The sequence below is a fragment of the Micromonospora sp. NPDC000316 genome (assembly GCF_042898885.1).
Classification (GTDB): Bacteria; Actinomycetota; Actinomycetes; order Mycobacteriales; family Micromonosporaceae; genus Micromonospora.
On sequence record NZ_JBIAZG010000006.1, the window covers coordinates 326,953 to 339,491 of the forward strand.

Below are 12,539 nucleotides of genomic sequence, written 5' to 3' on the forward strand. Positions count from 1 at the left end.
GTATGTCCCTTCGAAGCGACGTCGCCCCGGCCCGGCGAGCCGGACCGGGGCGACGACACTGATCGGTTGCTTACTTCTCGATGACCGCGAGGACGTCGCGGGCGGAGAGCACCAGGTACTCCTCGCCGGCGTACTTGACCTCGGTGCCGCCGTACTTCGAGTAGAGGACGGTGTCGCCGACCTGCACGTCAACCGGAACCCGGTTGCCGTTGTCGTCGACGCGCCCCGGGCCCACAGCGAGGACAGTGCCCTCCTGCGGCTTCTCCTTGGCGGTGTCGGGGATCACGATGCCCGACGCCGTGGTGGTCTCAGCCTCGTTCGCCTGGACCACGATGCGGTCCTCGAGCGGCTTGATCGCAACCTTGGTCGCGGTAGTCACGGGCATACCCTCCTGGGGTACTGGTTTCGTTACCGGCCGGCGCGGCCGGCCAGCGTCAATTGCCTCATGCCACCGGGCGGGACCGTCGTCGCGGGTGCCGGTCCGCCTGGCGTTGCGCGCCCGGGCCGAGACCCGGGAGCTGGCACCCTCGGGGTGAGAGTGCTAATCGCAGGTTATTCCGTGGCTAGCACTCCGTCAAGGAGAGTGCCAGCGAGTCGCGCCCCGCCAGCGTGGATTTCCGGATCCACCCGGAGAATGACCGGGTGGATCTCGACCAACTGGCCGCGCTGCGTACCCCCGAGGGGTCGGCCGCACTCGCGGCGGCGGCCGGGCTGGCCGGCGGCGACCCGCTGGCCGCGGCGTCGGCCCTGCGCGCGACAGGGGTGCCGCCCGCGCTGGCCGCGGCGGCGCTCACCCAGGCCGAGCTGCGCCACCGGGCAATCGGCAAGTTCGGCCCGGCCGCCGCTGGGATGTTCCTCACCCGCGCCGGGCTGGAGCAGGCCACCCGCCGGGTCGTCGCGGACCGCCGCGCCGAACGGCTACGGGCGGCCGGCGTGCACACGCTTGCCGACCTCGGTTGCGGCCTGGGCGCCGACGCGCTCGCCGCCGCCCGCGCCGGCATCCGGGTGTACGGGGTGGAGGCCGATCCGGTGACCGCCGCGATGGCCGCCGCCAACGCCGCCGCGGCCGGGCTTGCCGAGTTGTTCACTGTCGAGTGCGGCGACGCCACAGCCTTCGACGTGTCACGGGTCGACGGCGTCTTCTGCGACCCGGCCCGACGCCGGGCGGGCACCGGCCGGCGGATCTTCGACCCGCGCTCCTACTCGCCGCCGTGGGACTTCGTGACCGGGCTGGCCGAGCGGGTGCCACGCACGGTGGTGAAGGTCGCGCCGGGGCTGGACCACGCGCTCATCCCACCCGGCGCGGAGGCGGAGTGGGTGAGCGTCGACGGCGACCTCGTCGAGGCCGCGCTCTGGTGTGGCGAGCTGGCCCAGGCGACCCGCCGCGCCACCCTCTACCGGCAGGAGGGCGCCGAGATCCGCCGCCACCAGCTCACCGGCTCGGGTGCCGCCGAGGCCGCGGTCGGGCCACCGCGCCGCTACCTGTACGACCCGGACTCGGCGGTGGTCCGCGCACACCTCGTCGCCGAACTAGCCGACGAACTGGACGCCACCCTCGGTGACCCGAGCATCGCCTACCTCTACGCCGACCAGCCGACCCGCACCCCGTACGCGCGCTGCCTGGAGATCACCGACGTGCTGCCGTTCTCGCTCAAGCGCCTGCGGGCACTGCTGCGGGACCGCCGGGTGGGGCGGGTCGAGATCCTCAAGCGGGGTTCGGCGCTCACCCCGGAGCAGCTCCGGAAGGACCTGCGGCTGGCCGGCGACCAGGCGGCGAGTCTGGTGCTGACCCGGGTGGCCGGGTCGCCTACCGTCCTGGTGTGCCAGCCGGTCGACTAGGTTCTCAGGCGTGGCGGGACAGGGCACTCCGGCGACGGCACTGCTGGTCAAGCATGGGGTCGCGCATCGCATCCATCCGTACCGCGTGTCGCCGGACGCGCCGAACTACGGCGCGCTGGTTGCGGCGGCGCTCGAGGTGGCACCGGAGCGGGTGTTCAAGTCGCTGGTGACCGAGGTGGACAGTGCGCTCACCGTGGCCGTCGTACCGGTCACCGGGGAACTGGACCTCAAGGCCCTCGCGGCTGCGGTGGGCGGTAAGCGGGCGACGCTTGCCGACCGGGCTGTCGCCGAGCGGGCCACCGGCTATGTGCGGGGCGGCATCAGCCCGCTCGGGCAGCGCCGGCGGCTGCCCACAGTGCTTGACGAGTCCGCTCTGGACCTGCCGACGATCTACGTCTCCGCTGGCCGGCGCGGTCTGGAACTCGAATTGGCCGCGGCGGATCTGGTGGCGCTCACCGAGGCGCGCACTGCGGCACTGCAAGCCCACTGAGGACTTTCATGACGGTCGGCGCCTGGCGGATGACCGGGGCGTAACAGTCGCGTTGCTGAATTGTTATCGCTATCAACAAACTCGCCACCTGCGCGGTCTTGTGGACCCGGCGCGCGGCGAAATACGTTGCCGGACACAACAAAACTACACCTCCCCCACCTTCCGAAAGGACCCTGCACATGCGTAAGGGGATCCTCACCATCGCCGCCGTGGGCCTGCTCGCGACCGGCGGCATGACCGCCTGCGGCAACGACTCCGGCGACGACCAGGCCAGCACCGCCAAGACTCCCAAGATCGGCGTGATCCTCCCGGACAGCAAGTCGTCCGTCCGCTGGGAGACCGCGGACCGCAAGTTCCTCAAGGAAGCGTTCGAGGCGGCCGGCGTCCAGTACGACATCCAGAACGCGCAGAACGACAAGTCCGCCTTCCAGACCATCGCCGACCAGATGATCACCAGTGGCGTCACCGTCCTGATGATCGTCAACCTGGACTCCGGCACCGGTAAGGCAGTGCTCGACAAGGCCAAGTCGCAGGGCGTCGCCACCATCGACTACGACCGGCTCACCCTGGGCGGCTCGGCCCAGTACTACGTCAGCTTCGACAACGAGACCGTCGGCAAGCTCCAGGGCGAGGGCCTGGTCAAGTGCCTGACCGCACAGGGTGCCAAGAACCCTGTCGTGTCGTACCTGAACGGCTCCCCCACCGACAACAACGCCACCCTCTTCAAGAACGGCTACGACTCGGTGCTCAAGCCGAAGTTCGACGCCAAGGAATACGTCAAGGGCCCCGAGGACGCCGTACCGGCCTGGGACAACGCGCAGGCCACGACGATCTTCGAGCAGCAGCTCACCAAGGCCAACGGCAAGATCGACGGCGTGCTCGCCGCCAACGACGGCCTCGGCAACGCGGCCATCTCGGTGCTGAAGAAGAACAAGCTCAACGGCAAGGTCCCGGTCACCGGGCAGGACGCCAGCACCGAGGGCCTGCAGAACATCCTCAACGGCGACCAGTGCATGACCGTCTACAAGGCGGTCAGGGAAGAGGCCAAGGCCGCCTCCGACCTGGCCATCGCACTGGCCAAGGGCGAGAAGAAGGACACCGGCCAGACGGTGAAGGACCCCGAGGGCGGCCGCGACGTCCCCTCGGTGCTGCTCACCCCGAAGGCCATCTACAAGGAGAACGTCAAGGACGTCATCGCCGACGGCTACGTGACCAAGGAAGCGGTCTGCGCCGGGGCGTACGCCAAGCTCTGCGCCGACGCCGGCATCAGCTGACCGACGACGCAGTACCCGCCGGGACGACACCCGCCGCCCGGCACGGGAGCACCCTCCCGTGCCGGGCGGCGCCCGCCGGACGTGCCCCGACCCTCCCTAAGGAGACCCCGTGACCGCGACCCCCCTGCTGGAACTACGCGGGATCGACAAGAGCTTCGGTCCCGTCCAGGTGCTCCGCGACGTCGCCTTCACCGTCCACCCCGGCGAAGTGACAGCGCTCGTCGGTGACAACGGCGCCGGCAAGTCGACCCTTGTCAAATGCATCAGCGGCATCTACCCCACCGACGCCGGCGAAGTCCTCTTCAACGGCGAGCAGGTGCACATCAGCAACCCGCGCGACGCCGCAGCCCTCGGCATCGAGGTCGTCTACCAGGACCTCGCGCTCTGCGACAACCTCGACATCGTGCAGAACATGTTCCTCGGCCGGGAGAAGCGCAGCGGCATCGTCCTGGACGAACCGACAATGGAACAGCTCGCCGCCGAGACCCTCGCCGGGCTCTCCGTACGCACCGTCACCTCGCTGCGCCAGCACGTCTCAAGCCTCTCCGGCGGCCAGCGGCAGACAGTGGCCATCGCCAAGGCTGTGCTGTGGAACAGCAAGCTCGTCATCCTCGACGAGCCGACCGCGGCACTCGGCGTCGCGCAGACCGCCCAGGTGCTCGAACTGGTCCGCCGGCTCGCCGACAACGGCCTCGCCGTGGTGCTCATCTCGCACAACATGAACGACGTCTTCGCGGTCTCCGACCGCATCGCCGCGCTGTACCTGGGCCAGATGGTCGCCCAGGTGAAGACCACCGACATCACCCATTCCCAGGTGGTCGAGCTGATCACCGCAGGGCGCTCCGGCGGGCTCGGCCTCGCCACCGACCCGGGTACGGGCGGCAACGGCAACGGCAACCAGCTGGCCGACTCGACCTCAGGAGGCGACCGATGACCACCACCGCCGTGCGGAAGGACGGCCCCGCAGCCGTCACACCGCCGCCGACCGTCGGAGGCCACGTCCACGCCTACTGGAGCCGGGTACGCGGCGGCGACGTCGGCGCGCTACCGGCGGTGCTCGGCCTGCTCGTGCTCTGCACCGTCTTCGCTGTCATGCGGCCGTCGTTCCTGTCCGCCGGCAACTTCGCCAACCTCTTCACCCAGGGCGCGGCGGTCACGCTCATCGCGATGGGCCTGGTCTTCGTGCTGCTGCTCGGCGAGATCGACCTCTCCGCCGGCTTCGCCAGCGGCGTCTGCGCCGCCGTACTCGCCAATGTGGTCACCGTGCTCGGCTACCCCTGGTGGGTAGCCGTGCTCGCCGCCGTCGCCACCGGCGTGGTCATCGGCACCACCCTCGGCCTGCTGGTCGCGAAGATCGGCATTCCGTCCTTCGTGGTCACCCTCGCCGGATTCCTCGCCTTCCAGGGCATCGTGCTGATGCTCATGAAGGAGGGCACCAACATCTCCGTACGCGACGACGTGCTGGTCGCCATCGCCAACCGCAACCTCAGCCCCGTCCTGGGCTGGGCGCTGACCATCATCGCGGTCGCCGGCTACGCGGCCGTGCAACTGCTGCGGCACCGCAACCGGGTCGCCCGGGGCCTGATCACCGATCCACTGGCCGTCGTGGCCGTCCGGATCGTCGGGCTCGCCGTCCTGCTCGGCGCGGCGGTCTACATCCTCAACCTGGAGCGCAGCCGCAACGTGCTCGTCGTCTCCCTCAAGGGCGTGCCGATCGTGGTGCCGATCATCGCCGTTCTGCTCATCATCTGGACCTTCGTGCTCCAGCGAACCAGCTACGGCCGCCACATCTACGCTGTGGGCGGCAACCGGGAAGCTGCCCGACGCGCCGGCATCGAAGTGGACCGCATCCGGATCTCGGTCTTCGTCATCTGCTCCTCGATGGCTGCCGTCGGCGGCATCGTGGCGGCCAGCCGAGCCAACTCGGTCGACCCCAACACGGGGGGCAGTAACGTACTCCTCTACGCAGTCGGCGCGGCGGTGATCGGCGGCACCAGCCTCTTCGGTGGCAAGGGTCGGGTCTTCGACGCCGTCCTCGGTGGAGCGGTGGTCGCGGTCATCGACAACGGAATGGGCCTGATGGGTTACAGCGCGGGAGTCAAGTACGTGGTCACCGGCATGGTGCTCATGCTCGCCGCCAGCGTCGACGCCTTCTCCCGCCGCCGGGCAGCCGCCACCGGCACCCGCTGACCACGCGGGGGAGGTGACAGCACATGCGCCCGGCACCAAGCCAGGACGAGGTCCGGCGGCAGAACCTCGGAGCCCTGCTGCGCCACGTCCACGTCCACGGGGCGACCACACGAGCCGAACTGACCACCACACTGAGGTTGAACCGCAGCACCATCGGCGCGCTCACCGCCGACCTGACCGCAGTCGGGCTGGTCAGCGAGGGCACTCCGAAGGAGACCGGCCGGGCCGGACGTCCGTCACTTGTCGTCCGGCCCGAATCCGACCGGGTGTACGCGTACGCGTACTCCGTCGAGGTGGACCGGCTGCGCGCTGCCCGCGTCGGTCTGGGCGGCGCGGTGCTGGACCGCCGGGACCTGGACCGACCACGCGGCCTACTGGCCGCGGAGGCCGCGCCGCTGCTGGCCGGTGCCGTCAAGGACATGCAGCAGGCGATACCCGCCGACGCGATATGCGTCGGCGCCGGCGTGGCCGTCTGCGGCATGGTCCGGCGGGACGACGGCCTGGTCCGGCTCGGCCCCACCACCGGCTGGGTGGACGAGCCGATCGGGGCGACACTCAGCGCCGAACTCGGCATCGATGTTCCGATCACGGTGGGAAACGTGGCCGACGTGGCGGCGTTCGCCGAACACGCCCGAGGCGTCGCGGCCGGCTGCGACAACGTCATCTACCTGTACGGCGACGTCGGCGTGGGCGCCGGCATCATCGCCGGAGGACGCCGGCTGACCGGGCATGGCGGCTACGGCGGCGAGGTCGGCCACATGAAGGTGGTCCGCGACGGCAGGCCCTGCGAATGCGGCTCCCGGGGCTGCTGGGAGACCGAGATCGGCGAGCACAGTCTGCTCCGCGCCGCCGGCCGCTCTGACGCCCGCGGCCGCCAGGCGCTGCTTGCCGTCTTCGACGCCGCCGACCGCGGTGACGCCCGCGCCCAAACGGCGGTACGCCAGGCCGGTGACTGGCTCGGCTTCGGGGTGGCCAACCTGGTGAACGTCTTCAACCCGGAGATGGTCATCTTCGGTGGCACGATGCGGGACCTCTACCTCGCCGCGGCAGCCCAGGTCCGCAGCCGGCTCAACTCCAACGCGCTCGGCGCGTGCCTGGAGCACGTCCGGCTGCGCACCCCCCAACTGGGCGAGGACGCGCCTCTGATCGGTGCCGCCGAACTGGCCTTCGAACGGCTCCTCGCGGACCCCCTCGACGTGGGCTGATCCGCGTACCCTGTCCGGCGTGGATGTTGAGCTGCGCGCCTCCGACGACGACCGCCACCGGGTCGTCGCCGAGCTGCACCTCCACACCGCGGCGGGCCGGCTGACCCTTGACGAGTTCTCCGAGCGGGCGGCCGCTGTATGGACCGCGCGCACCCTCGGTGACCTGGCGGTGCTGACCCGTGACCTGCCGGCCCTGCCGGCCCTGCCGGCCCTGCCGGGCTCCGGCGTCGAAACCCCGGGCAGCGGCGACCCCGTCGGGCGCGGCCGCCGGGAGCTGCTCGTGCTCTTCGCCGTCGCCGCAATCACACTGCTGCTGCTCGGCGGTTTCCTCGCCGTCACCCGCTGATCCGCGCCCGCGCCGATGAACTGATCGAGCGGGAAGTCCGTACCAGTGGGCGGACGGGCAGCCGGCAGTTGACGGCTGCCCGGTCCAGACGCGTTTCGGTCCGGACCGAGGAGGCACCCCAGACATGGCACCGCTCAGATCCGCCCGTCGCCAGCCGGGCAACCGGGCCCATCGAGCGGCGATGCTGCTCATCGCGATCGTCGCGGGGATCGGTGTGCTGCCCGGCGTGGCCGTCGCCGCGCCCGCCGGGGGCCAACAGCTCAACGCCGCCGACATGACGCTGCTCAACGGGGTGCGGCTGGCCGGGCTGTGGGAGATGCCCGCCGGTCAGATGGCCGCCGAGAAGGGGCAGTCGGCCAAGGTACGGGAGATCGGCGCGGGCATCGCCAACGAGCACCAGAAGCTCGACCAGCTCGTCGTGGACGCCGCCAACAAGCTCGGCGCGACGATTCCCAGCGAGCCGACCGCCGAGCAGAAGGGCTGGCTGGCCGAGATGCAGAAGGCCTCCGGCGCCCGGTTCGACCAGATCTTCGTCACCCGCCTCCGGGTGGCCCACGGCAAGATCTTCCCGGTGATCGGTGCGGTGCGGGCCAGCACCCGTGACGCGACCGTCCGCAAGCTCTGCGACGACGCCAACGGCTTTGTCATGCACCACATGCAGATGCTGGAGAGCACCGGCCTGGTCCGCTGGCCCGAGCTGCCGCCGGCCGCGCTGCCCGCTCCCGGCAGTGACGGCCTGCTGGCCGCCGCCGCCGCCAACACCGGCCCGCAGGTCGGGGTCAGCAGCACAGTCGTCTGGCTGGTCTTCCTCGCCGCGCTGGGCACCGGCGGAATCGCCACCTACCGGATGCTGCGCCGCAACTGACCGTCCACAGTGCGTCGTTGGTGGCCCCGTTCAGCGGTCGACCTGGGTGAAGTCCCAGGAGTGCGGGGCGCGGGCCACCAACAGGGCGGGCGGATCGGGCAGCGGACGCGGGTTGCTGCGCCACTTGGAGATGACCACCACCCGGTGGTCGGTGGAGGAGAAGACCTCGCTGGACACGTGCAGCGGGTCGTGCTCCAACTCGGGCAGGGCGGTGTCACACACCCACGTGATCAGGTCGGCGACGCCGTACGCCTCGGCACGCGCCTCCCACATCCGCACGATCATCTCCGGTGCCCCCGTCACACGCTGACCGTGGTCAGCGGCAGCGCCGAGTCGGCCGGCAGGTCCAGCCGGCTCGGCGCGACCCCGGCCGCGACCAGGTGCGAACCGAGCGCGGCCACCATCGCCCCGTTGTCGGTGCACAGCTTCGGCCGGGGCACCCGGACCCGGATGCCGTACTTCTCGGCCCGCTGCTCGGCCAGCGCCCGCAGCCTCGAGTTCGCCGCCACTCCCCCGCCGATCACAAGCGTGTCGATCCCGTTCGCCCGGCAGGCGGCGAGTGCCTTGCTTGTCAGCACGTCACAGACCGCCTCCTGGAAGGACGCGGCCACGTCGGCCACCGGCACCGGCTCACCGGCGCGCTGCCGCGCCTCGACCCAACGGGCCACCGCCGTCTTCAGCCCCGAGAACGAGAAGTCGTACCGGTGGGCGGCAAGGTCCTTGGCTGCGGTCAGGCCGCGCGGAAAGGCGATCGAGGCGGCGTCGCCGGCCCGCGCCTCCCGGTCGATGGGCGGCCCACCCGGGAACGGCAGCCCGAGCAGCCGGGCGACCTTGTCGAACGCCTCACCGGCCGCGTCGTCGATGGTGGCCCCGAGCGGGGTGACGCCCCGGGCCAGGTCGTCGACGAGCAGCAGGGACGAGTGCCCGCCGGAGACGAGCAGCGCGATGGCGGGTTCCGGCAGCGGCCCGTGCTCCAGGGTGTCCACAGCGACGTGCGCGGCGAGGTGGTTGACGCCGTACACGGGCTTCTCGGCGGCCAGCGCGTACCCCTTCGCGGCGGCGACCCCGACCAGCAGGGCACCGGCGAGCCCGGGCCCGGAGGTGACCGCGATGGCGTCGATGTCGGCGAGGGTGACACCAGCCTCGGTCAGGGCCCGCTGCATGGTCGGCACGATGGCCTCCAGGTGGGCCCGGCTGGCCACCTCGGGCACCACGCCACCGAAGCGGGCGTGCTCCTCGACGCTTGACGCGAGCGCGTCGGCGAGCAGGGTGTGCCCCCGCACGATGCCGACGCCTGTCTCGTCGCAGGAGGTCTCGATGCCCAGGATCAGCGGTTCGTCAGCCATTGTCGTGTGGTCCGTCTCCGGTCGGCTCGGCGACGCGCTGCATGACAAGCGCGTCGGTGTTGCTCGGTTGGTAGTAGCCCCGCCGCACCCCGATCGGCTCGAAGCCGTACATCGCGTAGAGCCGCTGTGCGGCGACGTTGTCCACGGCGACCTCCAGCAGGGCGTTGCGGGCGCCTCGCCGGGCCGCCTCGGCGAGGAGTTCCTCCAGCAGGACCCGGCCCACGCCGCGCCGCTGGGCGTCCCGACGGACCGCGATGACCTGCACCCACACCTCGTCTGGCGGGGCTCCGGCGAGCCCGGCGTAACCGAGAACGGTGCCGTCGGCATCGGTGGCGACCCGGTAGTGGTGCCCGTTGGCGAGCTCGTTCCAGAACATCGCCGGCGACCACTGTTCTGCGCCGAACAGGTCCGCCTCGATCGGCATCACTTCCTCGACGTGCCACCAGCGGAACGGCTCCAGCCGTACCGCTGTCACGGGAGGACCGGTTTGCGCCCGGTCGCCGCCACGGCGTCCGGACGGCGCAGGTAGAGCGGTGTGAGTCGCTCACTTGGCGCGCCGGCCCGGATCCGCTCAGCGGCGAGCTGCGCCAGCACGGTGGCGTCCGGGTAGCGGGGCTCGACGCGGACCGGCATCTCCAGGACCTCGGCGTACCGGTGCGCCCCGTCGCCCACCGCGACCGTCGCACCCAGCTCACGGGCGCGTGCGGCGGCCACCCCCGGCGTGGACACCTCGGGGCCGAGGATGCGTTGGCCGGCGCCGTCGTAGACGGCCCAGTACAGCTCCCGGCGACGCGCGTCGCTGGCAGCCAGCACCGGCTCGCCGGCGGCTGCCGGGTGGCCGATCCCATCCAACGAGCAGACGCCGTACGTGGGGATGCCGAGCACCTGACCCATCGTGGCGGCGGTGACCAGACCGACCCGCAGCCCGGTGAACGGCCCGGGGCCGAGCCCGGCGACGATGGCGGCCAGGTCACGCGGGCGCGCGTCGATGTCGGCGAGGACCGCGTCGATCTGGGGCGCGAGCAGTTCACCGTGCGCGCGGGCGTCGACCGTGCACCGGTGCGCACGGGTCGCCACGCCGGCGGCCGAGATCTCCACCAGCGCTGCGGTCACCGCGGGGGTTGAGCTGTCCACCACGAGTACGAGCACGGTAAGCCAGCCTAGCCGCCCCACCGCGACCGCCCGGTCACGCCCCGCCCCTCACCCACCGGTTCGACCCGCCGCCCTCCGCTGCCGCCGTTCCCCGCCCGCGCGAGACACGGGGGGACAGGTTCCCCATTCGGTGTGATTCCGCTGTGGCATCTTGATGCCACAGCGGAATCACGCTCATCGGGACGGGTCCCACCCCGCCCGCTGACCCGTCCGGGTTCTGCGCCAAGCAGATGCGTACCCACTGCTTCAACATCAGCAGAGTCAGCAATCCGGCTCAGTGGTGTCGCCTGGAATTAGGACTGGTCCACCATGCCGGAATGTCATCCGCTCGCCTCACCACCCTGCTCGGTGCCACGGTGCGCCGACAGCGGCATCTGCGCGACCTGAGTCAACGTCAACTCGCTGAGCTGGCCGGAGTCAGCCAGACAGTGATCGCCCGGATCGAACGCGGCGACCGTGCACCCAACGTCCCGGTGCTGGAACGGCTGCTCGCGGCCATGGACGTCCAGTTGGTCGTCGGGGTCGAACCCCTCGACGCGCACCTCGATGCCCGGATCGACGACCTGGCCGCCCGACCGATCGCCGAGCGGATCGACGAGCTGGATCTGGATCGGTTGCTCGACCGGCTCCCCGACCTCCCGCAGGTGATCACCGGAAGCACTGCGGCACTGTTGCAGGGCGCGCCGGTGCCCGTCGACGCGCTGGAGATCGCCCTGCGCTGGCAGGATTCGAAGCAGTTCACCCGCTGGCTGGAGGCAAACTACGGCCAGCGGTGGAACGCCCGCTGGGGTGAGTTCGGCGGGGTGTGGCTGGAGCCCGAGGAGCCGGGCGAGCACCGCTGGTCGACCCGCTATGGCGAGATCCGGGCCACGATGTGCGACGAACTGCCCACAACCATCGAGGTACGCCACGACGGGCGGGGTTATCAGGTGGTGCCCCTGGTCGAGCTGGAGTTGACCGAACCGCGGGCGGCCGATCTGCTGCGCCGCTATCGGGCCCGGCAGTTGGCCGACGGAGGTTGACCCGCCGCCCGGCAGTCAGGGCGCATCAGCACGACCAAACCCGGCGCTGCGGCGCGGTCAGCGGACGGCCGGCGCGGTCAGCCGGCGGTGCGCTCCCAGTCGATGGTGGGCAGGCCGGCGTCGGCGAGGGCCTTGTTGGCCGCGCTGAACGGGCGGCTGCCGAGGAAGCCTCGTGGGTTCATCGGGCTGGGGTGACCGGCCTCCAGCACGACGTGCTGCGGGTTGGTGACCAGGGCCGCCTTCTTACGGGCGTAACCGCCCCAGAGCAGGAAGACCACCCGGTCCGGCGAGGCGTCCAGTGCTCGGATGGTGGCGTCGGTGAACTCTTCCCAGCCGGCGTTGGCGTGCGAGCCCGGCGTGGCCTGGCGCACGGTCAGCACCGCGTTGAGCAGCAGCACACCCTGGGCGGCCCAGCCGGCGAGGTTGCCGTTGGGCGGCTTGGGCACGCCCAGGTCCTCGCCCAACTCCTTGAAGACGTTGCGCAGCGACGGCGGCACCGTCACCCCGTCGCGGACGCTGAAGCTCAGCCCGTGGGCCTGCCCGGCCCGGTGATAGGGATCCTGCCCGAGGATCAACACGCGGGTGCCCTGCGGCGGGCAGAGCTGGTATGCCGAGAACAGGTCCGAAAGCGGCGGGAAGACGGAGTGTGTCGCGTACTCCCGGGCGACGAACTCGGCCAGCGCGGCCGTGCGGGCCGGGTCCAGGTGTGGGGTGAGCACGGCACGCCACTGCTCCGGCAACAGGGCCAGCAGATCCAGGGCGGGGGCGTCGTCGGGCATCAGGAACCTCTTCCAGCGCGGGTCGGCCCCC

At 71.2% G+C, this 12,539-nt stretch carries 15 protein-coding genes; 9 read left to right on the top strand and 6 right to left on the bottom strand.

Going from position 1 to position 12,539, the window contains the following annotated elements; translation table 11 throughout:
- Nucleotides 1-70: 70 nt before the first annotated feature.
- Complete coding sequence (groES, locus tag ACFY2Q_RS16330; protein WP_030330046.1) at nt 71-385, bottom strand: co-chaperone GroES; 315 nt, start codon at nt 383-385, stop codon at nt 71-73.
- Nucleotides 386-642: 257 nt separating this feature from the next.
- On the opposite strand from groES, the gene ACFY2Q_RS16335 reads away from it, so the two are divergent.
- The 8 genes from ACFY2Q_RS16335 to ACFY2Q_RS16370 all read left to right on the top strand — a co-directional run bounded on the left by ACFY2Q_RS16335 (nt 643) and on the right by ACFY2Q_RS16370 (nt 8,209).
- Nucleotides 643-1,839, top strand: a complete 1,197-nt coding sequence (locus ACFY2Q_RS16335; protein WP_387130873.1) for a methyltransferase domain-containing protein — start codon at nt 643-645, stop codon at nt 1,837-1,839.
- 10 nt (nt 1,840-1,849) lie between these two features.
- A complete protein-coding gene (gene ybaK / locus ACFY2Q_RS16340) occupies nt 1,850-2,329 on the top strand; it encodes a Cys-tRNA(Pro) deacylase (RefSeq protein ID WP_387130875.1) in 480 nt (159 codons plus the stop codon).
- Nucleotides 2,330-2,508: 179 nt separating this feature from the next.
- Nucleotides 2,509-3,603, top strand: a complete 1,095-nt coding sequence (locus ACFY2Q_RS16345) for a sugar ABC transporter substrate-binding protein (RefSeq protein ID WP_387130877.1) — start codon at nt 2,509-2,511, stop codon at nt 3,601-3,603.
- A 109-nt stretch (nt 3,604-3,712) separates the two neighbouring features.
- Nucleotides 3,713-4,537: an ATP-binding cassette domain-containing protein gene (locus ACFY2Q_RS16350; protein ID WP_387130878.1), complete on the top strand. Its 825-nt coding sequence runs from the start codon at nt 3,713-3,715 to the stop codon at nt 4,535-4,537.
- Entirely contained in the window at nt 4,534-5,793 is a 1,260-nt protein-coding gene (locus ACFY2Q_RS16355; RefSeq protein WP_387130880.1) for a sugar ABC transporter permease, read from the top strand. The genes ACFY2Q_RS16350 and ACFY2Q_RS16355 overlap by 4 nt, the downstream gene beginning before the upstream one ends.
- 23 nt (nt 5,794-5,816) lie before the next feature.
- Nucleotides 5,817-6,998 carry an ROK family protein gene (locus tag ACFY2Q_RS16360; RefSeq protein ID WP_387130882.1) on the top strand — a complete coding sequence of 394 codons (1,182 nt, stop codon included), beginning with the start codon at nt 5,817-5,819 and terminating at the stop codon, nt 6,996-6,998.
- Between the two features lie 19 nt (nt 6,999-7,017).
- Nucleotides 7,018-7,344, top strand: coding sequence for a DUF1707 domain-containing protein (locus ACFY2Q_RS16365; protein WP_387130884.1), 327 nt, complete (start codon nt 7,018-7,020; stop codon nt 7,342-7,344).
- A 124-nt stretch (nt 7,345-7,468) separates the two neighbouring features.
- On the top strand, nt 7,469-8,209 hold the full coding sequence (locus tag ACFY2Q_RS16370; protein WP_387130886.1) for a DUF4142 domain-containing protein: 741 nt from the start codon (nt 7,469-7,471) through the stop codon (nt 8,207-8,209).
- 30 nt (nt 8,210-8,239) lie between these two features.
- On the opposite strand, the gene ACFY2Q_RS16375 is transcribed toward ACFY2Q_RS16370, so the two are convergent.
- The 4 genes from ACFY2Q_RS16375 to tsaB are packed head-to-tail and all read right to left on the bottom strand — an operon-like array spanning nt 8,240 to nt 10,704.
- The gene (locus ACFY2Q_RS16375; protein ID WP_053660576.1) at nt 8,240-8,494 is read right to left on the bottom strand and encodes a hypothetical protein; all 255 of its coding nucleotides are present in this window, start codon (nt 8,492-8,494) and stop codon (nt 8,240-8,242) included.
- Between the two features lie 14 nt (nt 8,495-8,508).
- A complete protein-coding gene (tsaD, locus tag ACFY2Q_RS16380; protein WP_053660578.1) occupies nt 8,509-9,555 on the bottom strand; it encodes a tRNA (adenosine(37)-N6)-threonylcarbamoyltransferase complex transferase subunit TsaD in 1,047 nt (348 codons plus the stop codon).
- Nucleotides 9,548-10,030, bottom strand: a complete 483-nt coding sequence (gene rimI, locus ACFY2Q_RS16385; protein WP_387130888.1) for a ribosomal protein S18-alanine N-acetyltransferase — start codon at nt 10,028-10,030, stop codon at nt 9,548-9,550. Before rimI ends, tsaD begins: the two co-directional genes overlap by 8 nt.
- Nucleotides 10,027-10,704: a tRNA (adenosine(37)-N6)-threonylcarbamoyltransferase complex dimerization subunit type 1 TsaB gene (gene tsaB / locus ACFY2Q_RS16390; RefSeq protein ID WP_387130890.1), complete on the bottom strand. Its 678-nt coding sequence runs from the start codon at nt 10,702-10,704 to the stop codon at nt 10,027-10,029. The genes rimI and tsaB overlap by 4 nt, the downstream gene beginning before the upstream one ends.
- Nucleotides 10,705-11,024: 320 nt before the next feature.
- Here tsaB and ACFY2Q_RS16395 point away from each other — a divergent pair, with 320 nt between their 5' ends.
- Entirely contained in the window at nt 11,025-11,729 is a 705-nt protein-coding gene (locus ACFY2Q_RS16395) for a helix-turn-helix domain-containing protein (protein ID WP_387130892.1), read from the top strand.
- 77 nt (nt 11,730-11,806) lie between these two features.
- Here the strand turns inward: ACFY2Q_RS16395 and ung are convergent, their stop codons facing one another.
- Nucleotides 11,807-12,508 (bottom strand): uracil-DNA glycosylase, encoded by a 702-nt coding sequence (gene ung / locus ACFY2Q_RS16400; RefSeq protein WP_387130893.1) that lies wholly within the window; start codon nt 12,506-12,508, stop codon nt 11,807-11,809.
- Nucleotides 12,509-12,539: the final 31 nt, after the last annotated feature.